Below are 22571 nucleotides of genomic sequence, written 5' to 3' on the forward strand. Positions count from 1 at the left end.
GCCTGGCTCTACATCCTCTGGCACTGCTGGCACGACGAAGTCGCCTACGATCCCACCCAACACAGGGCCCTCCAAAAGCTGATCAACCAGGATCAACCCAGGGCGGCTTGACACAGGGCAACTCATGCCCGGACTCCTCTGCGCATGGAGAACCGACGCCCGCTGCGCCGAGCCGAAAGCTGGTGTGCAGCACGGTAATCGGCGATGGCCCGGCCGTACCCGGCCAGCAGAGCGTCGACGGTGTGGGACCAGGAGAACGTGGCGGCGTGGTCGAGGGCGGCGCGGCTCATCGCGGCCGCGTCGGCGGCGAGCACCGCCGAAAGCGTCGACGCCCATGCGCGGGGGTGGTGGCCATCGACGAGGGCGCCGCTGACACCGTCGCGCACCGCGACCGGGAGTCCGCCGACCGCGGCGGCCACCACCGGCGTCCCACACGCCTGGGCCTCGACGGCGACCAACCCGAAGGACTCCGAGTGGCTGGGCACCGCGACGATGTCCGCGGCCCGGTAGACCTGCACCAGTTGGTCGCGCGACTGTGGGGGAAGGAAGGTCACCCGCTCGGAAATACCCAGCTCCGCGGCGAGATGAACCAGGTTGTCCGGAGTGGCCAGTCCCGACCCCGACGGGCCACCGGCGATGACCACCTGCACTCCCGGCAGCAGGGCGGCCGCGCGCAACAGCACGTCGGGAGCTTTCAGCGGCTGGATCCGGCCGACGAACGCCACGATCTGCGCTTCGATGTCCAGCCCGAGAGCGGCCCGGGCGGCTCTGCGCTCGCCGGGTGTGAAGGTCTTCAGATCGACCCCGGGGTGCACCACGTCGATGCGCGACGGATCGGCCTGGTGCAGCGAAACGAGTTGGTGCTCTTCGTGTTCGGTGTTGACGATCAACCGGTCGGCCTCGTCGACCACCTGCTGCTCGCCGATCGAGCGCATCGGCGGCTCCGGGGTGTCGCCGTCCGCCAGCGACGCGTTCTTGACCGCCGCCAAGGTGTGGGCGGTGTGCACCAGCGGCACGGCCCACCGGTCAGCGGCCAGCCACCCGACCTGGCCCGACAGCCAGTAGTGGGAATGAAGCACGTCGTAGTAGCCGGGTTCGTGGGTGGCCTCGGCGCGCAGGACGCCGGCGGTGAACGCGCACAGCTGCGTCGGCAGGTCGTTCTTGTCCAGCCCCTCGAACGGGCCCGCCACGACGTTGCGTACCAGCACCCCGGGCGCGACCGGCACCACCGGCTGGTCGGACGACGAGGTGGCCCGGGTGAAGATCTCCACGTCGACCCCGCGGCTCGCCAGTTCCAGCGCGGTCTGCAGCACGTAGACGTTCATGCCGCCGGCGTCGCCCGTGCCCGGCTGGGCCAGTGGGGAGGTATGCACCGACAGCACCGCCACCCGGCGTGGCTGGGGCAGTCCGGACGGTTCGGTCGCTAGACGCACATCGTCATGTCTACACCGCCGGGCCGCGGGCCGACCTCAGGCACTGACTTCGGGCCTGCGAGCCGCCCGCCGCATCGCGCCGATCGGGTCCGCGTACAGCCCGCCGAGGGACACGATGCCCGCGCCGGCTTCCTGGATGCGGTTGCCGAACGCCGTCACCCGGATGTCGCGGTGCGGCAGCGCGGAGCGGGCGGCGAACGCGGATTCGACCAGTGGCATGCCTTCGGGGTATTCGGTGAAGGCCTGGCCGCCGACCACCAGGTCGTCGGGGTTGAGCATGTCGCGCAGCAGGGCGACGGCCTCGCCGAGGACCCGCGCCCGTTCGGCCACCAGCGCGACGGCCTGCTCGTTGCCCTGCCGGGCCGCGCGCAGCACGGCCGTGACGGTCGACGCCGGCCCCTCGGCGGGCACGATGCGCGCCCTGCGAGCCGCGGTCAGTACCGCCTCGTCGCTGACAGTAGACTCCAATTGCCCTGTGCCGCCGAGGAGTTCAGAGAACGCGGGCAGTCCGGCGATGGTGCCCGGACCGCTGGCCGGCGAGTGCACCCGACCCCCGATGGACAGCGCGTAGCCGACGGTTTCGCGGGCGTACACGTACAGGCTGGTGGAGGTGGTGTCGGGCTGGCGGCGCACACCGAGCAGCAGTTCCGCGCCGGCCATCGCGTCGACGTGCGACGCGACCGACACCGGCAAGCCGATGGCCTCGGCGAGCACCGGGCCGACCGGCGCGTCAGACCAGCCCAGGCGCGAGTGGTCGAGATAGCCGGTGGTGCTGTCGACGACGCCGCCGGTGGCCACCCCGACCCACAGCGGGCGGCGACGGTGCCAGCGGCTCAGGTAGCGGCGGGCGCTGCCCGCGATCGCCGTCAGCGCGGCGGACTGGGGGCCGCGCGGGGTCGGCGTCTCCACGACGTCGAGCGTGCGGCCGAATAGATCGGCGGCCACGATGATCGTGGTGCGGGCGCCGATGTGGATGCCCAGCGTCAGGAAGGGTTCGTGGTTGACCTCTACCGGGACACGGGGCCGGCCGATGGCGCCGGACACCGCGAGATCGGCGCGCTCGCGCAGCATGCCGGCGTCCAGGAGCGCGGTGACCTGGCGGTTCACCGTGGCGATGCTGAGGCCGGTGACCTGGGCGATGACGTCACGGGCGATGGGCCCGCGCTGGCGGGCCGCGGCGAACACCGCCGCCGCGGCGGCCTCGGGGACGCGCAGCGCGGGGGCGACGATGTGGTGCAGCAGCGCCTGCGGGTAGCGGCCGCCCCCGGCAGCCGGCTTGACGCGCTTGGGCGATGTGGTGCGGGAGCGTGGGGCGAGAGTGGCAGTGCTCACGGAGCTGTCCTTCGTCGAGTCGGGGATGGTCTGGCAGATGCCACACCTGGCGACTCAGCAGGACGTGATCAGTCCGGGCGCAGTCAGGCGCGGCGAGGTGCGCAACAACAACACGCACGCCGCGCGGCAGCGGGAACTGCCTGACTGTTCGGAGACATGGCGAGAACTTAGCACGGCTTCGCGGGCCCGCGCGACGGTCGGATGCGTGCGCCTAGGCTTGGCCTCATGACGACGCCATCAGATGCCCGCCGGGTCGCAGTGGTCACCGGAGCCAGCGCCGGAATCGGCGAAGCGACCGCGAGAACGCTTGCTGCACAAGGCTTTCACGTGGTCTGCGTGGCCCGCCGGGAAGCTCCGATCCAAGCGCTGGCCGCCGAGCTGGACGGGACGGCGATTGTGGCCGACGTCACTGATCCGACGGCCGTGGCGGCGCTCGCCGGACGGCTCGACCGCGTCGATGTGCTCGTCAACAACGCCGGCGGAGCCCGCGGACTCGAGTCGGTGGCCGACGCCGACGTCGAGCACTGGCGCTGGATGTGGGAGGCCAACGTGCTGGGCACCCTGCACGTCACCCGCGCGCTGCTGCCCAAGCTGATCGACTCGGGTGACGGGCTGATCGTCACCGTCACCTCGATCGCCGCGGTGGAGATCTACGACAACGGCGCCGGCTACACCTCGGCCAAGCACGCCCAGGGTGTGCTGCACCGCACGCTGCGCAGCGAGCTGCTCGGAAAGCCGGTCCGGCTCACCGAGGTCGCCCCGGGCATGGTGCGAACCGACTTCTCGCTCAACCGGTTCGACGGTGACACCGAACGCGCCGACAAGGTGTACGAGGGCGTGACGCCGCTGGTCGCCGAGGACATCGCCGAGATCATCGGGTTTGTGGCAAGCCGCCCGCCCCACGTCGACCTGGATCTGATCGTGGTCCGCCCGCGCGACCAGGTCAGTGGCGCGTCCGGGTCACGGTTCAACCGGGTGACCTGACCTCCGCCGAAATTGCATTCCACGCGCGTCAAGTCGCACTTGACGCGCGTGGAATGCGATTTCGGCGGGAAAACCGGTCAGCGGCCGGGGCGGTCACCCACCGGCTGCGGCGCCTCGGACGGCGTCACCGGCGCGGTGCTGGGGATGTTCTCCGGAGCGTCGCGCTCCGACAGCGCCGACATCGAAACCCATTCGTCCCAGGGCACCGCCCAATCCCAGATGTCACCGTCGGCGTAGGACAGCGGGATGCGGGTGCCGGTCACCTCGACGGGATCGCCGTAGATCGCGACGTTGAAGTACTGCTCGGCGTCCTCGAGCGACAGGTTGATGCAGCCGTTGGTGACGTTGCTGTTGCCCTGGGCGCCCGAACTGGCCGGGTTGGCGTGGATGAACTCGCCGTTGTTGGAGATCCGGACCGCGAACCGCTCCCGAACGTTGGCGTAGCCGGCCGCCGGGTTGGTCATGTAGAAGTCCTCGTACTTCTCGGTGACCACGTGGATCCCGCTGCGGGTGACGTTGCGGTCAAGATCTCCCTCGCCGTAGCTGCACGGGAAGTCCATGATCACGCCGGCGTCGGTGAGGACCTGGATCCGGTGTGAGGACGCCTCGGCCTTCACCACCTGGAACCGGCCGACGGAGAAGTCCAGCGTCGAGTCCGCGGCCCCGTAGGCGCCGTCGCCGAACGGCACGCCGTAGAGCTTCGCGTCGACGTGCACGGTGGTGCCCGCCGGGTAGTACTCCCTGGTCCGCCAGTGCACCCGGGACCCCGCGGCCTCGTCGGGCAGCCAGGCCCAGCTGCCCTCCACCGGCGGCGTGGTCGTCACCGTCAGCGCCTTCTCGACTTCGGCGCGGTCGTCGTCGGCGATCGCGGAGTCGAACTGCAGGATGATCGGCGCCGCCACCCCGACGGTCTGCCCGTCGGCGAGCTGAAACCTACCGTTGACCTGCACGGACGGGTCGACGGTGGTGAACGACGCCTCCACCGGCACCGACTTACCGTCCTTGCCGACCGCGGTGCCCGCCCAGGTGTACTCGACCCCGTAGCCGAGCGGTTCGGTGACGGTGAACACGGTGCGGTCCCGGTTCAGGGCGCCCTGGACCACCTTGCCGCCGGCATTGGTCAGGGTGACCTTCTGGAACCATCCGTCGGTGACCTCGACGCTGACCGGCGTGTTGGGTTTGACGTCGTCGGCCGCGTTCGCGGGCTCGAAGCGCAGCGTCGGATCCTTCGCCGCCTCGCCGGCGTCGGATCCGCCGGGCGGGCCGTTGTCGCTGGACGCGCACGCTGCCAACGCACCGGGTACGACGACGCCGACCGCCAGGGCGGCGAGGGCACGCCGCCGCGTGATCGACGGCAGCGATTCAGCAGGGCTCACGTGAAGCCACGGTACCTAGAGAGAGCAGCCGACCAGCACCGGCTCGGGTGTGAGGTCGATCCCGAACGCGGCCCGCACACCGTCGCGCACCGCCCTGGCCAGCGCGATCACCTCCGCGGAGGTGGCGGACCCTCGGTTGGTCAGCGCCAGCGCGTGCTTGGTCGACAGCCGGGCCGGCGCACCGTCCCCGGGATGGCCCTTGGCGAATCCGGCGCGTTCGACGAGCCAGCCGGCGGCGAGCTTCACCCCGCCCGGGGCGGGATAGTTCGGCACCGGACCGTCGACGGACGCGGCGAGCCGGTCGAATTCGGCACGGCTGACCACCGGGTTGGTGAAGAACGAGCCGACGCTCCAGGTGTCGTGGTCGGCGTCGTCGAGAACCATGCCCTTGCCGGCCCGCAACGACAGCACCGCCGCCCGCACCCGGGCCGGTTCGGCACGCTCCCCCGGTGCGACGCCCAGTACGGTGGCCAGCTCCCCGTAGCGCAGCGGCGCGCTGCGTCCCGACGGGTCGAGCGTGAACTCCACCTCCAGCACCACCCAGGCCGACGAGTGCTTGACAATGCTTGTGCGGTAACCGAACTGCAGGGATTCCGGGGTGACCCAGCGGTCCTCACCGGTGCGGCGGTCGAGCAGCCTGACCCCGGTGATGGTGTCGGCCACCTCGGCCCCGTAGGCGCCGACGTTCTGCACCGGCGTCGCACCCGCCGATCCCGGGATACCGGACAGGCACTCCAGACCGCCCAGACCGTGCGCCAACGTCGCGGCGACGACGTCGTCCCACACCGCGCCGGCTTCGGCGCGCACCACGGCGCCGTCGATGTCGATGCCGGTGTTGGCCAGCCGCACCACCGTCAGATCGGCCAGGTCGTCGGCGATGACCACGTTGGACCCGCCCGCCAGGATCAGCGCGTCCGGTCCGGCCTCGCGAACCGCGGGACCGATCTGCTCAGTGGTCTCGCAGGTGATCAGGCAACGCGCCGAGGGACCGACACGCAGCGTGGTCAGCGGTGCGAGCGGCACGTGCTGGGCACACGGCACGCCGCCGGACAACGAACTGACCACGACAGCTAACGGTAGCGTGGCCAGCTATGCCTCGTTCATTCGACATGGCCGCCGAGTACGAGGGCACGGTCGAACAGGTACACAACGCGTTCAGCGACGAGCACTACTGGCTGGTCCGGCTCAGTGACTCCGGTGCCGATCACGCCTCGCTCGACGAGATGGTGGTCGACGAGGCGGGAAACGTCCGCGTCAAAACCACCCAGACGCTGCGCGCCGACCGTCTGCCCGCGGTGGTCACGCAGTTCCACCGCGGTGACCTGAGCTTGGTGCGTGAGGAGATCTGGACACCGATCAGCGACGGGCGCGCCTCGGGGGTGGTGCGCGGCTCGATCCCGGGTGCTCCGGCCGAGCTGACCGGCGAGGCGCAGCTGGGGCCGGCCGGCGCCGGGGCGCGGATGACATTGACGGCCACCGTCGAGGTCCGGGTACCTCTGATCGGCGGCAAGATCGAGAACTTCATCGGCAGTCAGCTGGTGGATCTGGTGATCGCCGAACAGCGGTTCACCACGGTGTGGATCACCGAGAACAGCTGACCGGGTCTCTACCATTCACGCCATGGCTGCCCCGCTCGGACAGGTGACCCGGGGCACCACCGGCCACAACCGGCTTCGGCGCAGCGACCGTTGGCTGGTCCACTCCTGCCGGGTCCGCACCGCGCTGCAGTCGACGGCCGACCCGCTGGTGGTCGACCTGGGCTACGGCGCCAAACCGGTGACCACGCTGGAGCTGGCGATCCGGCTGCGCCGGGTTCGCCCCGACGTACGGGTGATCGGACTGGAGATCGACCCGGAGCGGGTGCGCGCCGGTCAGGCCGCGGTGCGGGACGGGACCCCCGATGGCGTCGAATTCGCTTTGGGCGGCTTCGAACTGGCCGGACACCGGCCGATCCTGGTCCGGGCGTTCAACGTGTTGCGTCAGTATCCGGTCGACGAGGTGGACGACGCCTGGGCCGCGATGCGCCGCGGCGTCGCCCCCGGCGGCCTGATCGTGGACGGCACCTGTGACGAGCTGGGCCGGCTGTGCTGCTGGGTGCTGCTGGACACCGCCTCGCCGGTCAGCCTCACGCTGGCCTGCGATCCGTTCGCGATCGAGCGCCCGTCGGATCTGGCCGAACGCCTGCCGAAGGTGCTGATCCACCACAACGTGCCGGGTCAGCCGATCCACACACTGCTGCGTGCCGCCGATCGCGCCTGGGCCAGCGTCGCCGGCCACGGCGTGTTCGGTCCGCGGATCCGGTGGCGGGCAATGCTGGAATTGCTTGCCGGCGAAGGGTTTCCGGTGACATCGCCGCGCCGCAGTCGGCGCGACGGCGTCCTCACGGTGCCGTGGGACGCCGTCGCACCGGTCAGCTGACGGGCTCGGGCTCGGGTTCCTTCTCGAAGCGGTCCGCATCGTCGAGGACGTCGTCGAGATCCTTGGCGACCTGTATGTCGAGACCCCGCATGTGCGCGGGCGGGGTCATCAGTGCCACCACGACATAGGTCAGCAGACCCGCGAGGAACGCGATGAACGTCGGCCAGCCGTCGAAGGAGGCGCTGATGAGGTCGTTGGGGATGTACAGGATGGTGTTCTCGACACCGAACATCGTCGGGGTGAGCGCGAAGAGCGCGATCCGGACCGCGAAACCGACGGCGATCGCGGCGACGGCCGCGGTGGTGGTCCCGCGCCGCCACACCAGACCGAGGATGAACGGCACGATCAGGCAGGCCAGCATCAGGTCGAATGCCAGCGTGAGCAGAATTCCCGTCTGCTGCACGTAGATCGCGAACAGGATGGAGAACAGGGTCATCGGCGCCATCGCGATGCGCGCGGCGCGCAGCAGTGGATCCTTCTTCCCGGGCACATGCACGCGCCGCACCCCGCCGAGGTTGCGCACGCACACATTCGAGATCGCCAGGATCGCACCGTTGGCGGTCGACATCGACGCGCCGACCAGCCCGCACAGCACCAGCACCGTCAGCCCGGCCGGCGCGTACCGGTCCAGCAGCACGAACAGCACCGGCCCGTCGAGTTCCTCCGGCAGGAACGAATGCGCGGCGAGCACGACCAGTCCGAACGGGATGCAGATCGCCACCGTGCCGGCCGCCGCGGTGAAGCAGGCCTTGCGGGCGGCCTCGGGCGACTTCGCCGAGAACACCCGCGCCATGAAGTCGATTGCGACGATGTCGCCGATCCCCAGCGCAATCAGTGTCGCCCAGTTGATCACCGCACCCTGAGCCGGGTCGGAGAGCTGACCGAGCGCCAATGGTCCCGTGCCCTCGGCGATGTCGAGCCCATGTGTGCTCGTCATCCAGATGAACAGCCCGATCGCGCCGACCAGGATCAGTGCCATCTGGATGATCGCGGTGTACGCGTCGGCGATCAGTCCGCCGGTCCCGGTGTAGGCCACCGCGACGGCCGCGATCAGCACCACCCCGAGCCAGTACGGCATACCGAGGAAGTAGTTGAACAGCAGGCCGCCGGCGACCAGGTTGCCGGCCACCAGCATGCAGAACGCGACCACGAGAAGCAGTGAGGCGCCGATCTCCACCGAGCGACCGAACCGCAGCCGGTAGTAGTCGGGGAACGACGTCAGCCCCATCCGGTTCATCGGCTTGGCGAAGAAGATGCCGGTGATCGTCAGGCACAACGCCAGCCCCAGCGGCAGACAGGCACCGGCCCAGAATCCGAATTCGAAGGCCAGATCGGTGTTTCCGAGGGTGGCGTTGGTGTCGACCGCCGCGCCCATCAACGCACCGCCGACGAGCCAGAACGGCAACATCCGGCCGCCGACAAGGAAATTCGCGCTGTCGCCTTCGATGCGCCGAGACACAGCGAAACCGACGGCCACCACGATGGCGATGCTGATCGCCACACCGAGAAGGATCATTGGGGATCTCCCGAGATCACGCGGAGACCGAGCCTCCACACTTGCGGAAGTCTCCCGGGTTTTTGTCCCGCCGTGGAGCGGCCGGGCTCCGGTGCCGGCCACCTGCGTCTCTCGGACCAGACCCGGCTGCCTGCCGGCGGAACCCTAGGCGCGCCCCACATGCCGATGTGAGTCCCAGCCAGGAAAACTCCCGTGCATTACGTCCGGGCGCACCGGATGTAAACGATGCGTTTCCTGTTCCAGTGGACAGCAATTCACCGACGTGTTGACAATTGTCGCAGGCGCTGTGCGATCCGGCGCCCCGGACGAGGTGCGTCGTACCCGGTCAGCGACAAGACGGCGCGTTGGGAGCTTTCATGTCCGACTATCCCGACCCGTCGCTGCCCAACGCCGAGGGCGCGTGGGCTCAACAGGCCGAGGCCCGGCTCGGCGATCGGCGGCTGCGCGAGGAGATCGACCGCGGCCTGAGCTACGGCCTGGAGGCCGCGCCGACGATCAACGACCGGACGATCTCGACGTTCGTCCGCGGCGAGAAACCCCATTTCGCCGGTGAGCGCGGCACTTTCCTGAAGTGCCCGTTCATCGAGGACGTCAACGAGGTCGACGACGCCGAGGTCGCGATATTCGGTGTTCCGCTGGACGCCGGCGCCACCTACCGGCCCGGAACCCGGTTCGGCCCGCAGGGAATTCGCCGCTCCACCAACCTCTTCGGGACCTACAACTATGAGTCCGGTGTCGATCTGCGCGAACAGCTGAACATGGTCGACATCGGTGATGTGTTCACCATCCCGGGCAACCTGGAGAAGTCGTTCGATCAGATCAGCCAGGCCATGGCCCACGTCGCCCAGAAAGGCGTCATGCCGGTGGTGCTGGGCGGTGATCACTCCATCGGCTTCCCCACCATCCGCGGGTTGGCCCCGTACATGGACGGCAACATCGGCATCATCCACTTCGACCGGCACGTCGACACCCAGGAGACCGACCTCGACGAGCGGATGCACACCACACCCTGGTTCCACGCCACCAACATCAAGAACGCGCCGGCGACCAACCTGGTGCAGATCGGCATCGGCGGCTGGCAGAGCCCCCGCGAAGGCGTGAAGGTGGGCCGGGACCGCAAGTCGACGGTGATCACCGTCGGCGACGTCGAGCGCGTCGGCGTGGAGAAGATTGCAGAAGTCGCCCTTGAAATCGCATGGAAGGACGCCAAGGCGGTCTACCTGTCCTTCGACATCGACGTCATCGACGCCGGGTTCGTCCCGGGAACCGGCTGGCCGGAACCCGGCGGACTGCTGCCCCGGGAGGCGCTCAACCTGGTCAAGATGGTCTCCGAACCCGGCCTGGCCGGCATCGAGGTGGTCGAATGCTCACCGCCCTACGACTGGGCCGAGCAGACCGCGCTGATGAGCTCACGGGTGATCCTGGACAGCCTGGCCGCGCAGGTCCGGTCCGGCAAGCTCGGCAAGAAGGCGGCCAAGGCCAACCGCCCGGCCTGGGGGCCCTAACTAGTCTGGGGGCATGCGTATTGCCTTGGCCCAGATCCGCAGCGGCACCGATCCGCGCGGCAACCTCGCGCTGGTCGAGGAGTACACCGGCCGCGCCGCCGAGGCGGGCGCGTCCCTCGTGCTGTTCCCCGAGGCGACCATGTGCCGCTTCGGGGTGCCACTGGCCCAGGTCGCCGAGCCGTTTGACGGGCCCTGGTCCACCGCGGTGCGCGACGTGGCCGCCCGGGCCGGCATCGTCGTCGTCGCGGGCATGTTCGTCCCGTCCGCCGACGACGACCGCGTCACCAACACCCTGCTGGCCACCGGCCCCGGGGTGGAGGCGCGCTACGACAAGATCCACCTGTACGACGCGTTCGGCTTCACCGAGTCCGCGACCGTCGCACCCGGCCGGGAACCGGTGGTGATAGCCGTCGACAGCGGGTCGGGGACGGTGAACGTCGGTCTGACGCTGTGCTACGACATCCGCTTTCCCGAGCTGTACGTCGAACTGGCCGAACGCGGGGCGGAGGTCATCACCGCGCACGCGTCGTGGGGTACCGGGCCCGGCAAGCGGGACCAGTGGACCCTGCTGGCCCGGGCCCGTGCCATCGACACCAACAGCGTGGTCGCGGCCGTGGGGCAGGCGTATCCGGGTGACGAGATCGCCGCGCTCGGACCCACCGGGGTGGGCGGCAGCGTGGTGGCCTCCGCGCTCGGCGAGGTGCTGGCCTCGGCGGGCGACGAACCCGAGCTCCTGGTGTGCGACATCGACCTGGACGCCGCCCGCAAAGCCCGCGAGACGGTCGCGGTGATGCACAACCGCTCAGGATTGGCTCATCGCGGTAAGGCACAATCGCTGGCGTGACTGATCCCTGGGCCCGTCCGCCGCAGCAACCGCCCGGTCCGCCGCCGATGCCGTTTCCGCAGGACCAGCCCCCCGGCCATGCGCCAGGGCCGACCTCCGCCGCCCCGCAGGAAGGTTCCTCATTGCCGGCGAAACTGAAGAACCTCTTCAGCGACCCCCTTTCGATCGTGCTGGCCGTCGTCATCGTGCTTGCGCTGGTGATCGCGGGCCTGCTCGGCGGTGAGCTCTACGCACGCAATCGCGCCGACACCGTCGTCGCCGCAACCGTGGAGTGCGTGGTGCAGGACGACGCCACCGCGTCGTTCGGGGTGCTGCCGCCGTTCCTGATGCAGCACGTGTCCGGGCATTACACCAACATCCGGATCGAAACCGCGGGCAACCAGGTCCGCGACGCCAAGGGCATGAAGGTGCACCTGGACATCAACGACGTCCGGCTGCAGGACACCGCGAACTCCGCCGGCACCATCGGGTCGCTGGTCGCCAACATCACCTGGAGCGCTGAGGGCATCAAGCAGACCATCCAGGGCGCCATCCCGCTCGTCGGCAGCTTCGTCACCGGGGTGACCACCAACCCGAGCGACGGCACCATCGAGCTCGAGGGCGCCCTCGGCAGCATCACCGCGCGGCCCGAGGTCGCCGACGGCGGCATCGCGCTGCAGGTGCAGCAGGTCACCGGGCTGGGGTTCACACTGCCGCGCGAGGCCGTGCAGCCGGCCTTGGACGCGTTCACCTCGCAGCTGACGCAGGACTACCCGATGGACATCCGCGCCGATTCCGTCGAGGTCACCGATGCCGGTGTGGTGAGCCAGTTCTCGACCCGTAACGCGTCGATCCCGAAGCAGACCGACGATCCCTGCTTCGCCGGCCTGTAAGAGTCGGTCCCGGTAACGGTCAGTCGGGGAAACCAGCGAGCACCGCTCGGGTGCCGGACAATCCGAGCCGGGTGGCGCCGGCATCGAGCATGGCGGTCGCGTCGGCGGCCGACCGGATCCCGCCGCTGGCCTTCACGCCGAGCCGGCCGTCCACCGCGCCGGCCATCAGCTCGACGGCACGGACCGACGCCCCGCCGCTGGGGTGAAAGCCGGTGGAAGTCTTCACGAAATCGGCGCCGGCGTCCTCGGCGACCCGGCACACGTCCACAAGCAGCGGTTCACCGCTGATGCCGAGAATCGCGGCCGACTCGACGATCACCTTGAGCACCGCCCGGGGAGCTGCCTCGCGGACCGCGGTGATGTCGGCGCAAACGGCGCCGAGTTCTCCGGCCAGCGCGGCCCCGACGTCGATGACCATGTCGATCTCCCGGGCACCGGCCTCGGCCGCCAACCGGGCCTCCTCGGCTTTGACCACCGAAAGGTGCTTGCCGGACGGAAACCCGACCACGGAGGCAACGGTGGCGTCCGGCGCCAGCATGGTCACCGCGGTGACGAACGTCGGCGACACGCAGATCGCGAAGACGCCGAGTCCGGCGGCCTCGGTGACCACGGACTCGATGTCGGCCTCGGTGGCCTCGGGTTTGAGCAGGGTGTGGTCGACGAGCGCGGCGACCGCGCCGCGCGTGTAGGAACCCATCAGAAGGGCTCTTCGGTGCCGCCCGGATTGCACCTGGTGGCCATCATCTCGTCGGCGCTGACCTCGGGCCGCCACGGTTCCAGATTCCAGCTCGTCTTACCGGGCTGGACGAACTCGGCGAAGTTCCAGTGGCACAGGAACTGCTCCTGCATCCCGGGGATCGCGGCATCGGGAGACAGCGCGAGCACCTCGGCCCATGCCGCCGCGGCGAGCTCCTGGGTGCCGGCGTGACCGGAGATGCGTCGCGCCGACGCGGTCGGGTACACACGCAGGCTGGACAGGTCCCCCCACTTCGCCCACTCCACGTGGTCGACGTACGGCGGCGCCGCCGGAGCCGGGGTGGCCTGCGCGGTGGGAGCAAACGCCACAGCGGCCGCCGCCGCGGCGACGGAGATCACCACCGTGCGCACTAGCGTGACTTCCCTTGGATCTCCAGGATCTTGGGCCGGACGTCGACGAGGTACACGCCCGCGGCGACCGCGGCGATCGCGACACCGGTGATGCCGAGCACCAGCGCGAGCAGCACTCCGACACCGAGGATCACCAGCCACACCGGCTTGGTGAGCTTGTCGGCGGCCGTGTAGGCGTCGGGGCGCTGCATCGCGGCGTGCACGAACGCGTAGACCGACGTCACCAGGACAGCGACCTGCAACGCGAAGAGGACGTAACCCACAAGGCCTTGGAGCTCCACGCTTCACAGCCTATGCGGGTTACGTCCCCTTTTCGAACTCCACCGCTTACGCGGTGGTGTCGTTACTTCTGGGTGACCTTCTTGGCGGCGGCCTTCTTGGCCGGAGCCTTCTTGGCCGGGGTCTTCTTGGCCGGGGTGGCCGAGGTGGCCGAAGTCGCCTTGGCCGGAGACTTCTTGGCGGGCGCCTTCTCGGCGGCCTTCTTCACCGGCTCGGCGGCCGACTCGGCCCTCTTGGGCAGCTCCACACCGACCAGCTTGGCGGCGCGCTCGCCGACCGCGCGCGTCTGCGACGCGACGTTGCCCAGCGCCTCCTGGGTCAGCTCGACGGCCTGGTCGGTGTACCCCTCGACCCGGCTGGCGGCCTCTTCCAGCGCCGGCTGGCTGCGCAGCCGCTCGATGGCCGCCTCGCCGCGCTCGATGAGCTTGGTGTAGGTGGTCTGCGCCGCCTCGGCGTAGCCCTCGGCGAACTTGCGCAGCTCATCGGAGGTCAGCTTGCCGCGGATGTCACCGAACTGCGAGGGCAGATCCTCCTGCAGCTTGGTGATCCGGGCCCGGCTCTCCTCGACGCGGCTCTCGGCGTCGGTGCGGGCGTCGCCGGCACGCTCACGCAGGGTCGCGACGATCTCGTTGACGCGCTCCAGAGCCAGGTCGGCGGCACCCACCGCGGCGAGCAAGGGGGCCTTCAGGTCGTCGATGTCGAGCTGGTTCTTGGTCTCAGCCATGGCTGTGTCCTTCCGTTTCAAGGTTGAGTTCTGTGATGGATTGCGGAGTCTCGGGGATCTCTAGAGGGCTCTTGTCTTGTTCAGTTGCGGGCTCCTCGTCTGCGTCGCTGACACTGTCCCCTCGCGCCGCGTCCGCTGCTGTGTTCGCTTCGGCGAGGGACGCCTCGTTCTGCTGGCAGAACGAGGTGTAGATGTCGAGCAGCACCTGCTTCTGCCGCTCGTTGATCGCCGTGTCGGTGACGATGGCGTCGCGAACCTGGTTCGTCTCGCTCGGTTCGAGGATTCCGGCTCTGATGTAGAGCACCTCGGCCGAAACCCGCAGTGCTTTGGCGATCTGGTTGAGCACATCTGCGGACGGTTTCCGCAGGCCCCGCTCGATCTGGCTGAGATACGGGTTGGAGACGCCCGCCTTCTCGGCCAGCTGCCGTACCGACACCTGTGCAGCTTCGCGCTGCACCCGGATGAACGAGCCGATGTCCTGTGCGGCGTTGGACACGACAGCGGCAAGATTCTCATCCTGCGACATGGGTTGCCCCCTCGCGCGGTGGGTTATCCGATTACCGACATCTGCCACCGTACGGCGGAGTGCTAACTTTTGCAAGCACTAGTTAGCGCAGGTCAGAAGAGTAGCTGGGCTACCGAATAGATGACCAGGCCCGCCAGCGAACCCACCACGGTGCCGTTGATACGGATGAACTGCAGGTCACGGCCGACATGCAATTCGATCCGGCGACTGGCCTCGTCGGCGTCCCAACGTTCGATGGTGTCGGTGATGATCGTCGTGATCTCCACCCCGTACTCACCGACCAGATGCTGAGCGCCGCGCACGAGCCAGTTGTCGACCTTTTCCCGCAGCTCCGCGTCGTCGCGCAAGGACTCCCCGAGGCGCATCACGGTGTCGGCGATGCGGGTGCGCAGTGACGACGACGGGTCGTCCACAGACTCGAGGATGATCCTCTTGGCCGCGGTCCACGCGGTCTCGGCGGCCCGGGCCACCTCGTCGCGGGCCATGATCTGCTCTTTGACGTTCTCGGCCTTGCGGATCGTCACATCGTCGTGCTGCAGGTCGTCGGCGAACTCGAACAGGAACCGGGTTGCCGAGCGGCGCAGTTCGTGGTCGGGATCGCGGCGCACCTTGTCGGTGAAGTCCATCAGCTCGCGGTGGATGCGGTCCCCGACGAGGTGATCCACCCACCGCGGCGACCACGTCGGCGAATCACGTTCGATGACCCGCTCGATCACCTCACCGGCGTTCAGCGACCACTGGAACGCCCGGTCGGCCAGCAGCTGCAGCAGCGCCTCCTGGCGTCCTTCGGCCAGCAGGCTGGCCAGCACACGGCCGATCGGCGGACCCCACTGCGGTTCGGCGATGCGTTTGACGATCATCCGGTCCAGCACCTGCTGGACGTCCTCGTCGCGCAGCATCTCGACCAGCACCCGCAGCACCGTCGCGGTCTCGGCGGCCACCCGCTCGGCGTGGTTGCGCTCACACAGCCATTTGCCCACCCGACCCGCCACATCGGCGTCGCGCAACTTGGTCTCGACGTTGGCCGGGGACAGGAAGTTCTCCCGGACGAAGCTGCCGAGTCCCTCCCCGAGCTGATCCTTCTTGCGCTTGATGATCGCGGTGTGCGGGATCGGGATGCCCAGCGGATGCTTGAACAGCGCGGTCACCGCGAACCAGTCGGCCAGGGCGCCGACCATGCCCGCCTCGGCCGCCGCGCGCACATATCCGATCCAGGGGGCCGCACCCCCGGATGCCGCCCCCCGCGACTGCGCCCACGTGCAGAGCAGGAAGACCACGCTGGCCCCCAGCAGGAAGCTGAGCGCGACGAGCTTCATGCGCCGCAACGAGCGCTTGCGTTCGGCGTCCGCCGCGGAATCTGCGCCGGCGATCGCCTCGGCGAAACTCGGACGCGCGCCGACGTGCCGGTTGTCGGGGGCGTCTAGTCGGTGAGCCACTCCCCCATCATCCCCGCGCGGGCAACCGGCGACGGCCGGCCACCGTATTATCGAGACGGACTTAGGGAACGGATCACCGCGAACGTGGCACAACAATCCCCGCCGGTGGCGGTCAAAACCGACGGACGGAAACGGCGCTGGCACCAGCACAAGGTCGAGCGCCGAAATGAGCTTGTCGACGGCACCCTGGAGGCGATCCGCCGGCTCGGAAGCAACGTCAGCATGGATGAGATCGCCGCCGAGATCGGCGTCTCCAAGACCGTGCTGTACCGCTACTTCGTCGACAAGAACGACCTCACCACCGCGGTGATGATGCGCTTCGCGCAGACCACGCTGATCCCGAATATGGCAGCCGCACTCTCGTCGAGTCTGGACGGCTACGACCTGACCCGCGAGATCATCCGCGTCTACGTCCAGACCGTCGCGGCCGAGCCGGAGCCCTACCGGTTCGTCATGGCCAACAACTCGGCCAGCAAGAGCAAGGCGGTCGCCGACTCCGAGCAGATCATCGCGCGGATGCTCGCGGTGATGCTGCGCCGGCGCATGGTCACGGCCGGGATGGACACCGGTGGTGCGGAACCGTGGGCGTTTCACATCGTCGGCGGGGTGCAACTGGCCACGCACTCGTGGATGTCGAACCCGCGGATGACGGCCGAAGAACTGATCGACTACCTGACGATGCTGTCGTGGAGCGCGCTGTGCGGCATCGTCGAGGTGAACGGGTCGCTGGACAGGTTCCGCCAGAGTCCCCATCCTTCGCCGGAACTGCCCTCCCGGCTGCTTGACTAGAGGCATGACGCTTCCTGAGCCCGACGATCTGCCGTCGCTGTGGAGCCATGAACCCCACGACTACCTCGCGTTCCGCCCGGGAGACAAGGTGGCCGACATCGACGCCGCCGCCACCCCCGGCTTCCGCGGCTCGAAGTCCGACGCACCGACCCTGCAGGCCGAGCGCAACACCCGCTTCGCCGAGCTGCAGGAGATGCTCTACGCCAACAGCCGTTCCGGGGACACCCGCTCGGTGCTGCTGGTCCTTCAGGGAATGGATACTGCCGGCAAGGGTGGAATCGTCAAACATGTTGTGGGCGGCTGCAACCCGCAAGGGGTGCAGTACCGCAGCTTCGGCAAGCCGACGGCTGAGGAACTGTCACATCACTATTTGTGGCGGATCCGCAGGGCGCTTCCGGAGGCCGGGCACATCGGGGTGTTCGACCGGTCGCACTACGAGGACGTGCTGATCGTGCGCGTGCACAACCTGGTGCCGCCCGACGTGTGGGAGCCGCGCTATGACGAGATCAACGCGTTCGAGCGCGAACTCGTCGACAGTGGAACCACATTGGTCAAAGTCGCGATGTTCGTCTCGCTCGACGAACAGAAGAAGCGGTTGGCGCAACGGCTCGAGCGGCCCGACAAGTACTGGAAGTACAACCCGGCCGACATCGACGAACGCCTGAAATGGCCGGCCTACCAGGAGGCTTACCAGGCAATGCTGGATCGCACCTCCACGCAGTACGCGCCATGGCACATCGTGCCGTGCAACCGGAAGTGGTACAGCAGGCTGGCTGTCACCGAGCTGCTGATCGAAGCGCTCAAGCGCCTCAACATGTCCTGGCCGCCACCGCATTTCGACGTCAAGGCGGAGAAGAAGCGGCTGGCCTCGGCCTGATCGCCGACGTGGGCGCTGTCGGAGGTCGCCGGGGCCTCAGCCTTTGACGAGGGTGAACTGCCCGACGTTGGTGATGCCGCGGCGGAAGAAGTCGGCACAGCCCGTCAGATAGTGCATGTAGCGCTCGTAGACCTCCGGCGAGGTCAACCTGATGGCCTCCTGCTGATTGGCCTCCAGGTTGGCGGCCCACATGTCGAGCGTGCGCGCGTAATGCGGCCGCAGCAGATGGGTGCGCTCGAGCGTGAACCCGGACCCGGCGGCGAGCTTCTCGATGTCCTCGACCGCGGGCAACTGCCCACCCGGGAAGATCTCGGTGCCGATGAACCTCATGAACTTCAGGTCCGAGATCGTCAGCTTGATGCCGTTGTCGCGGAAGAACTTCTGCGTGTGCGCGAGGATGGTGTGCAGGAGCATGCGGCCGTCGGCGGGCAGGATGTCGTAGGCCCGCTCGAAGAACAGCGGATAGCGCTCGGCCTTGAACGCCTCGAACGCACCGATCGAGACGATGCGGTCGACGGGCTCGTCGAACTCTTCCCAGCCCTGCAGCCGAACCTCGGCGTTGCGGTCGGTGTCGAGACCGGCCATCAGCGCCCTGCTGTACTCGAACTGATTGCGGCTCAACGTGATACCGATGACGTTGACGTCGTATTTCTCGACGGCGCGGCGTAGCGCGCCGCCCCAGCCGCAACCGACGTCGAGCAGGGTCATTCCGGGCTCGAGGTTGAGCTTGCCCAGTGCGAGGTCGAACTTCGCGATCTGCGCCTCGTCGAGCGTCATGTCGTCGCGTTCGAAATACGAACACGTGTAGCCCATCGTCGGCCCGAGGAAGAGCGCGAAGAACTCGTTGGACACGTCGTAGATCGACTGCGATTCCTCGTAGTACGGCGACAGATCAGATACAGCGTTCGACATGCGGCAGGCAACCCCTTGCGGTTCGTCCGCCGGCCGAGAACGCAGCGGACACCCGGGCGGGCCGCATACGTGCCCTACCGCAGTGCCGGCTACCTTCTGAACCGGCGCGTCAATATTCCGGCTACGCAGCCTAACGAAGTCGCCGGCGGTACGCATATCGCGATTCGGTGGGTCAGTAGGTGTAGAAGCCCTTCCCCGATTTCTTGCCCAGTTGTCCGGCCTCGACCATGCGCTGCAGCAACGGCGGCGGGGCGAAGTTCGGGTCCTTGTACTCGTCGTACATCGAGTCCGCGATCAGCTTCATGGTGTCCAGGCCGATCAGGTCGGACAGCCGCAACGGCCCCATCGGGTGCGAGAGCCCGGCCACGACAGCGGTGTCGATGTCCTCGACGGTGGCGACCCCGGCCTCGGCCATCCGGATGGCCGACAGCAGATAGGGCACCAGCAACGCGTTGACGATGAAGCCCGACCGGTCCCCGCAGCGCACCACCTTCTTGCCCAGCACCTCCCCGGCGAACCGCTCCACCCGCGCGATCGCCTCGTCGGAGGTCACCAGCGTGTTGACGAGCTCGACCAGCGGCAGCACCGGCACGGGGTTGAAGAAGTGCAGGCCCAGCACGCGGCTCGGGTTCTTGGTCGCGGCGGCGATCTTCATGATCGGGATGCTGGAGGTGTTCGACGCCAGCACCGCCTCCGGGTCGGTGACCACCTCGTCGAGCTGCGCGAAGACCTTGGCCTTGACGGCCTCGTCCTCGACGATCGCCTCGATGACCAGCTGGCGGTCGGCAAGGTCGGACAGGTCGGAGCTGAACGTCAGACGGGCGAGCGTGACCTCGAAGTCGTCGGCGGCCAGTTTGCCCTTGGCCCTGGCACGCTCCAGCGACGCGGTGATGCGGTCCCGGCCCGCGTTCGCGAGCTCTTCGCTGGGCTCGTAGACCACGACGTTCACGCCCGCCTTGGCCGCCACCTCGGCGATTCCCGAGCCCATCTGGCCGGCGCCGACCACACCTACGCGTTCGATGCTCATCTGTCCTTCGTCCTCCTCACGTGCGGGAAGTCCTCTGTTGGGGAAGTCCGCGGTTTCCCCTGGCTCGCGGTGTCCCGCTTCTGTACGCGTACAGGTTATTTCGCGCCGACACGCGTCAGACCCCGCCCAAGATTCATGGGCGGGGTCTGCGCTGTCAAGCTCGCTGCGAACGCTTTTCGCGTACGCGTTCGTCGCGAGCGTGCACGTTATCTGCGTTTTGCACGGCGTGGCGCCTGCAGGCACGCACGCTCGCGAGCAAAGGCGCTTAGTGGAACTGGCCCTCTTCGGTCGAACCCGCCAGCGCGGTAGTCGAGCTGGTCGGGTCCACCGTGGTGGCGATGCGGTCGAAGTAGCCCGCGCCCACCTCACGCTGGTGCTTGGTGGCGGTGTAGCCGCGCTCCTCGGCCGCGAACTCGCGCTCCTGCAGGTCCACGTAGGCGCTCATCTGGTTGCGGGCGTAGCCGTAGGCCAGATCGAACATCGAGTAGTTGAGCGCGTGGAAGCCGGCCAGCGTGATGAACTGGAACTTGAAGCCCATCGCGCCGAGCTCCTTCTGGAACTTCGCGATCGTGGCGTCGTCGAGGTGCTTGCGCCAGTTGAACGACGGCGAGCAGTTGTAGGCCAGCATCTGGTCCGGGAACTCGCTCTTGACGCCCTCGGCGAACTTCTTGGCCAGCTCCAGGTCCGGGGTGCCGGTCTCCATCCAGATCAGGTCGGAGTACGGCGCGTAGGCCTTGGCGCGGGCGATGCAGGGCTCCAGGCCGTTCTTGACCCGGTAGAAGCCCTCGGCGGTGCGCTCACCGGTGATGAACGGCTTGTCGCGCTCGTCGACGTCGGAGGTGATCAGCGTCGCGGCCTCGGCGTCGGTACGGGCGATGACGACGGTGGGAACGCCGGCCACGTCAGCGGCGAGCCGGGCCGAGGTCAGGGTGCGGATGTGCTGCTGGGTCGGGATCAGCACCTTGCCACCGAGGTGGCCGCACTTTTTCTCCGAGGCCAGCTGGTCCTCCCAGTGCGAACCGGCGACACCGGCGGCGATCATCGCCTTCTGCAGCTCGTAGACGTTCAGCGCGCCACCGAAGCCGGCCTCACCGTCGGCCACGATCGGGGCCAGCCAGTTCTCCACCGAGGTGTCACCCTCGACCTTGGCGATCTCGTCGGCACGCAGCAGCGCGTTGTTGATGCGGCGTACCACCTGCGGCACCGAGTTGGCCGGGTAGAGGCTCTGGTCGGGGTAGGTGTGGCCGGACAGGTTGGCATCGCCGGCGACCTGCCACCCGGACAGGTAGATGGCCTTGAGGCCGGCGCGCACCTGCTGGACGGCCATGTTGCCGGTCAGCGCGCCGAGCGCGTTGACGAAGTCCATGTCGTGCAACTGCTCCCACAGCACCTCGGCGCCGCGGCGGGCCAGGGTGTGCTCCTCGACGACGTGGCCCTGCAGGGCGACGACGTCGGCCGGGGTGTAGGTGCGGGTGACGCCCTTCCAGCGGGGGTTGTGGTCCCAGTCGTGCTGAATCTGCTCGGGCGACTTCGGCGTGCCAACAGTCGACATCGGCTGCTCCTTCGGTTGTTGCAAATTGCAAAGGCTCTGTGAACCTCGGCGCCTTGTTAACGCTCCAGCATTTCGCTGGCTTGCTAATCCGAGGATGCCCGAAGCTGTTATCGCAGGTCCACCCGTTTCCCCTGCGAATTTCCGCCAAGCAATTCTGCCAAGTTGCAAATCTTGCGAAGACCGACAGGCCTGAACCGGTTCAGAAGCTACCGACCAGTAGCGAATTCGCGCAGGTCAGTACGCCCGTACTGTTTGGCAGCGACGATCAGACCGGAAAGATCGCCGCGACGGCCTTGGTCTCCTCGCCCACGGCGTATGTGAGCGTTGTAACAGTCCGATCGGCCAGTTCCTCGCCGAATTTGTCGGTGGAACCCGCCGGGTGGACGTGCCGGATGATCTCCAGCTTGTCGCCCAGCGCCACCGGCAGGTCGTGCTCGATCGTGACCCGCAGCGGCGCCTTCATCAGCTTCGGCTGCGAGTAAAGGTAATCCTCCACGACGCTCCAGTACACGGAGTTGTTCATGTGGTCGAAGATGTCGATGTCACTGACTCGGACCGGGTAATCCCGGATGTGCTCGGCGTCGTCCCGGCTGCCCGGCTTCAGATACGGCTTCCAGCGCAGACGGCTCTCGCCGGTGGTGCGCCGCAGGCCTTCGATGAAGTCGTCGGAGATGCGCGCCGGGCCCTGGGTCTCCCGGTTGATGTTGATCCAGAACGCCTCGGATTCCACGAGTCCGCCCTTGCGGCCCTCGATGCGCACCCGCATCTCGCACCACCGGTTCGACGTGCCCGAACACCAGCGCCGCAGCCGCAACATGTCCTTGAACACGATCGGCTCGATCATGTCGATCATCGTGCGGCGCACGATCCACAGCGGATGGGTCTCCTCGTAGCCCATCTCACGCAGCTGATCGGTGCCGACGTCCTGGATGTGTCGGGTGGCCGCGTCGAATTTGAGCCGACCCTCACGGTCCACGTCGGCGACCCGCAGCGGCCACTGGACGTCGAAGACATCCGGGTGCCTATCGGGGACGGGCATCATTGTCTTGGCCAGGCCGGTAG

At 68.2% G+C, this 22571-nt stretch carries 23 protein-coding genes and 2 riboswitches; of the genes, 8 read left to right on the forward strand and 15 right to left on the reverse strand.

The window, feature by feature from the left end:
- Positions 1–122 precede the first annotated feature (122 nt).
- Together mshA and ACXMYJ_RS18945 are read right to left on the reverse strand one after the other, a co-directional pair.
- Positions 123–1433 (reverse strand): D-inositol-3-phosphate glycosyltransferase, encoded by a 1311-nt coding sequence (gene mshA / locus ACXMYJ_RS18940; RefSeq protein ID WP_460358411.1) that lies wholly within the window; start codon positions 1431–1433, stop codon positions 123–125.
- 36 nt (positions 1434–1469) lie between these two features.
- The gene (locus ACXMYJ_RS18945; RefSeq protein ID WP_460358413.1) at positions 1470–2765 is read right to left on the reverse strand and encodes an ROK family protein; all 1296 of its coding nucleotides are present in this window, start codon (positions 2763–2765) and stop codon (positions 1470–1472) included.
- Positions 2766–2990: 225 nt separating this feature from the next.
- Between ACXMYJ_RS18945 and ACXMYJ_RS18950 the strand changes: the two genes are divergently transcribed.
- Positions 2991–3749: an SDR family oxidoreductase gene (locus tag ACXMYJ_RS18950; RefSeq protein WP_260756833.1), complete on the forward strand. Its 759-nt coding sequence runs from the start codon at positions 2991–2993 to the stop codon at positions 3747–3749.
- Between the two features lie 77 nt (positions 3750–3826).
- Here the strand turns inward: ACXMYJ_RS18950 and ACXMYJ_RS18955 are convergent, their stop codons facing one another.
- Both ACXMYJ_RS18955 and ACXMYJ_RS18960 read right to left on the reverse strand, forming a co-directional pair.
- The gene (locus ACXMYJ_RS18955; RefSeq protein ID WP_443188889.1) at positions 3827–5125 is read right to left on the reverse strand and encodes a L,D-transpeptidase; all 1299 of its coding nucleotides are present in this window, start codon (positions 5123–5125) and stop codon (positions 3827–3829) included.
- Between the two features lie 15 nt (positions 5126–5140).
- Positions 5141–6190, reverse strand: coding sequence for a UDP-N-acetylmuramate dehydrogenase (locus ACXMYJ_RS18960; RefSeq protein WP_443188888.1), 1050 nt, complete (start codon positions 6188–6190; stop codon positions 5141–5143).
- Between the two features lie 26 nt (positions 6191–6216).
- Between ACXMYJ_RS18960 and ACXMYJ_RS18965 the strand changes: the two genes are divergently transcribed.
- Positions 6217–6723: a DUF2505 domain-containing protein gene (locus ACXMYJ_RS18965; RefSeq protein WP_260756830.1), complete on the forward strand. Its 507-nt coding sequence runs from the start codon at positions 6217–6219 to the stop codon at positions 6721–6723.
- 22 nt (positions 6724–6745) lie between these two features.
- Positions 6746–7543 carry a class I SAM-dependent methyltransferase gene (locus ACXMYJ_RS18970; RefSeq protein WP_260756829.1) on the forward strand — a complete coding sequence of 266 codons (798 nt, stop codon included), beginning with the start codon at positions 6746–6748 and terminating at the stop codon, positions 7541–7543.
- On the opposite strand, the gene ACXMYJ_RS18975 is transcribed toward ACXMYJ_RS18970, so the two are convergent.
- Positions 7536–9059: a high affinity choline transporter 1 gene (locus ACXMYJ_RS18975; RefSeq protein WP_443188887.1), complete on the reverse strand. Its 1524-nt coding sequence runs from the start codon at positions 9057–9059 to the stop codon at positions 7536–7538. The genes ACXMYJ_RS18970 and ACXMYJ_RS18975 overlap by 8 nt on opposite strands.
- A gap of 49 nt (positions 9060–9108) precedes the next feature.
- Positions 9109–9218, reverse strand: a riboswitch (guanidine-I (ykkC/yxkD leader).
- Positions 9219–9336: 118 nt separating this feature from the next.
- Positions 9337–9405: riboswitch (guanidine-III (ykkC-III) riboswitch) on the forward strand.
- Positions 9406–9415: 10 nt separating this feature from the next.
- Here ACXMYJ_RS18975 and ACXMYJ_RS18980 point away from each other — a divergent pair.
- The 3 genes from ACXMYJ_RS18980 to ACXMYJ_RS18990 are packed head-to-tail and all read left to right on the forward strand — an operon-like array spanning position 9416 to position 12280.
- Complete coding sequence (locus tag ACXMYJ_RS18980; RefSeq protein ID WP_260756826.1) at positions 9416–10564, forward strand: agmatinase family protein; 1149 nt, start codon at positions 9416–9418, stop codon at positions 10562–10564.
- 13 nt (positions 10565–10577) lie between these two features.
- Complete coding sequence (locus tag ACXMYJ_RS18985) at positions 10578–11408, forward strand: carbon-nitrogen hydrolase family protein (RefSeq protein ID WP_443188886.1); 831 nt, start codon at positions 10578–10580, stop codon at positions 11406–11408.
- Positions 11405–12280, forward strand: coding sequence for an LmeA family phospholipid-binding protein (locus ACXMYJ_RS18990; RefSeq protein WP_260756824.1), 876 nt, complete (start codon positions 11405–11407; stop codon positions 12278–12280). Before ACXMYJ_RS18985 ends, ACXMYJ_RS18990 begins: the two co-directional genes overlap by 4 nt.
- Before the next feature lie 19 nt (positions 12281–12299).
- Here the strand turns inward: ACXMYJ_RS18990 and deoC are convergent, their stop codons facing one another.
- The 6 genes from deoC to ACXMYJ_RS19020 all read right to left on the reverse strand — a co-directional run bounded on the left by deoC (position 12300) and on the right by ACXMYJ_RS19020 (position 16352).
- Positions 12300–12980, reverse strand: a complete 681-nt coding sequence (gene deoC / locus ACXMYJ_RS18995) for a deoxyribose-phosphate aldolase (protein ID WP_260757921.1) — start codon at positions 12978–12980, stop codon at positions 12300–12302.
- Positions 12977–13387, reverse strand: a complete 411-nt coding sequence (locus ACXMYJ_RS19000) for a DUF2599 domain-containing protein (RefSeq protein ID WP_443188885.1) — start codon at positions 13385–13387, stop codon at positions 12977–12979. The genes deoC and ACXMYJ_RS19000 overlap by 4 nt, the downstream gene beginning before the upstream one ends.
- Complete coding sequence (locus tag ACXMYJ_RS19005; protein WP_067958449.1) at positions 13387–13668, reverse strand: DUF2516 family protein; 282 nt, start codon at positions 13666–13668, stop codon at positions 13387–13389. The genes ACXMYJ_RS19000 and ACXMYJ_RS19005 overlap by 1 nt, the downstream gene beginning before the upstream one ends.
- 62 nt (positions 13669–13730) lie before the next feature.
- Positions 13731–14390, reverse strand: coding sequence for a heparin-binding hemagglutinin (locus ACXMYJ_RS19010; RefSeq protein ID WP_260756821.1), 660 nt, complete (start codon positions 14388–14390; stop codon positions 13731–13733).
- Positions 14383–14916, reverse strand: a complete 534-nt coding sequence (locus ACXMYJ_RS19015) for a helix-turn-helix domain-containing protein (protein ID WP_443188894.1) — start codon at positions 14914–14916, stop codon at positions 14383–14385. The genes ACXMYJ_RS19010 and ACXMYJ_RS19015 overlap by 8 nt, the downstream gene beginning before the upstream one ends.
- Before the next feature lie 92 nt (positions 14917–15008).
- Positions 15009–16352, reverse strand: a complete 1344-nt coding sequence (locus ACXMYJ_RS19020; protein WP_260756819.1) for a DUF445 domain-containing protein — start codon at positions 16350–16352, stop codon at positions 15009–15011.
- An 84-nt stretch (positions 16353–16436) separates the two neighbouring features.
- On the opposite strand from ACXMYJ_RS19020, the gene ACXMYJ_RS19025 reads away from it, so the two are divergent.
- Together ACXMYJ_RS19025 and ACXMYJ_RS19030 are read left to right on the forward strand one after the other, a co-directional pair.
- A complete protein-coding gene (locus tag ACXMYJ_RS19025; RefSeq protein ID WP_260756818.1) occupies positions 16437–17141 on the forward strand; it encodes a TetR/AcrR family transcriptional regulator in 705 nt (234 codons plus the stop codon).
- Between the two features lie 4 nt (positions 17142–17145).
- Entirely contained in the window at positions 17146–18018 is an 873-nt protein-coding gene (locus ACXMYJ_RS19030) for a polyphosphate kinase 2 family protein (RefSeq protein ID WP_443188883.1), read from the forward strand.
- A 36-nt stretch (positions 18019–18054) separates the two neighbouring features.
- Here the strand turns inward: ACXMYJ_RS19030 and ACXMYJ_RS19035 are convergent, their stop codons facing one another.
- The 4 genes from ACXMYJ_RS19035 to ACXMYJ_RS19050 form a co-directional block, all read right to left on the reverse strand.
- Positions 18055–18930: a cyclopropane mycolic acid synthase family methyltransferase gene (locus tag ACXMYJ_RS19035; protein WP_260756817.1), complete on the reverse strand. Its 876-nt coding sequence runs from the start codon at positions 18928–18930 to the stop codon at positions 18055–18057.
- Positions 18931–19102: 172 nt separating this feature from the next.
- Positions 19103–19957, reverse strand: coding sequence for a 3-hydroxybutyryl-CoA dehydrogenase (locus ACXMYJ_RS19040; protein WP_260756814.1), 855 nt, complete (start codon positions 19955–19957; stop codon positions 19103–19105).
- A gap of 265 nt (positions 19958–20222) precedes the next feature.
- Positions 20223–21509, reverse strand: a complete 1287-nt coding sequence (gene aceA / locus ACXMYJ_RS19045; RefSeq protein WP_443188882.1) for an isocitrate lyase — start codon at positions 21507–21509, stop codon at positions 20223–20225.
- 265 nt (positions 21510–21774) lie between these two features.
- Positions 21775–22551 (reverse strand): acyl-ACP thioesterase domain-containing protein, encoded by a 777-nt coding sequence (locus ACXMYJ_RS19050; RefSeq protein WP_460358469.1) that lies wholly within the window; start codon positions 22549–22551, stop codon positions 21775–21777.
- Between the last annotated feature and the right edge of the window lie 20 nt (positions 22552–22571).

It is taken from the genome of Mycobacterium sp. ZZG, from assembly GCF_054786995.1.

Coding starts and splice junctions, on each gene's coding strand:
- ACXMYJ_RS19035 (WP_260756817.1), bottom strand. CDS start 18,930: ATGTCGAACGCTGTATCTGATCTGTCGCCGTACTACGAGGAATCGCAG.
- ACXMYJ_RS19030 (WP_443188883.1), top strand. CDS start 17,146: ATGACGCTTCCTGAGCCCGACGATCTGCCGTCGCTGTGGAGCCATGAA.
- ACXMYJ_RS18985 (WP_443188886.1), top strand. CDS start 10,578: ATGCGTATTGCCTTGGCCCAGATCCGCAGCGGCACCGATCCGCGCGGC.
- ACXMYJ_RS19010 (WP_260756821.1), bottom strand. CDS start 14,390: ATGGCTGAGACCAAGAACCAGCTCGACATCGACGACCTGAAGGCCCCC.
- ACXMYJ_RS18980 (WP_260756826.1), top strand. CDS start 9,416: ATGTCCGACTATCCCGACCCGTCGCTGCCCAACGCCGAGGGCGCGTGG.
- ACXMYJ_RS18975 (WP_443188887.1), bottom strand. CDS start 9,059: ATGATCCTTCTCGGTGTGGCGATCAGCATCGCCATCGTGGTGGCCGTC.
- ACXMYJ_RS18950 (WP_260756833.1), top strand. CDS start 2,991: ATGACGACGCCATCAGATGCCCGCCGGGTCGCAGTGGTCACCGGAGCC.
- ACXMYJ_RS18970 (WP_260756829.1), top strand. CDS start 6,746: ATGGCTGCCCCGCTCGGACAGGTGACCCGGGGCACCACCGGCCACAAC.
- ACXMYJ_RS19015 (WP_443188894.1), bottom strand. CDS start 14,916: ATGTCGCAGGATGAGAATCTTGCCGCTGTCGTGTCCAACGCCGCACAG.
- ACXMYJ_RS18965 (WP_260756830.1), top strand. CDS start 6,217: ATGCCTCGTTCATTCGACATGGCCGCCGAGTACGAGGGCACGGTCGAA.
- ACXMYJ_RS19050 (WP_460358469.1), bottom strand. CDS start 22,551: ATGATGCCCGTCCCCGATAGGCACCCGGATGTCTTCGACGTCCAGTGG.
- ACXMYJ_RS19040 (WP_260756814.1), bottom strand. CDS start 19,957: ATGAGCATCGAACGCGTAGGTGTGGTCGGCGCCGGCCAGATGGGCTCG.
- aceA (WP_443188882.1), bottom strand. CDS start 21,509: ATGTCGACTGTTGGCACGCCGAAGTCGCCCGAGCAGATTCAGCACGAC.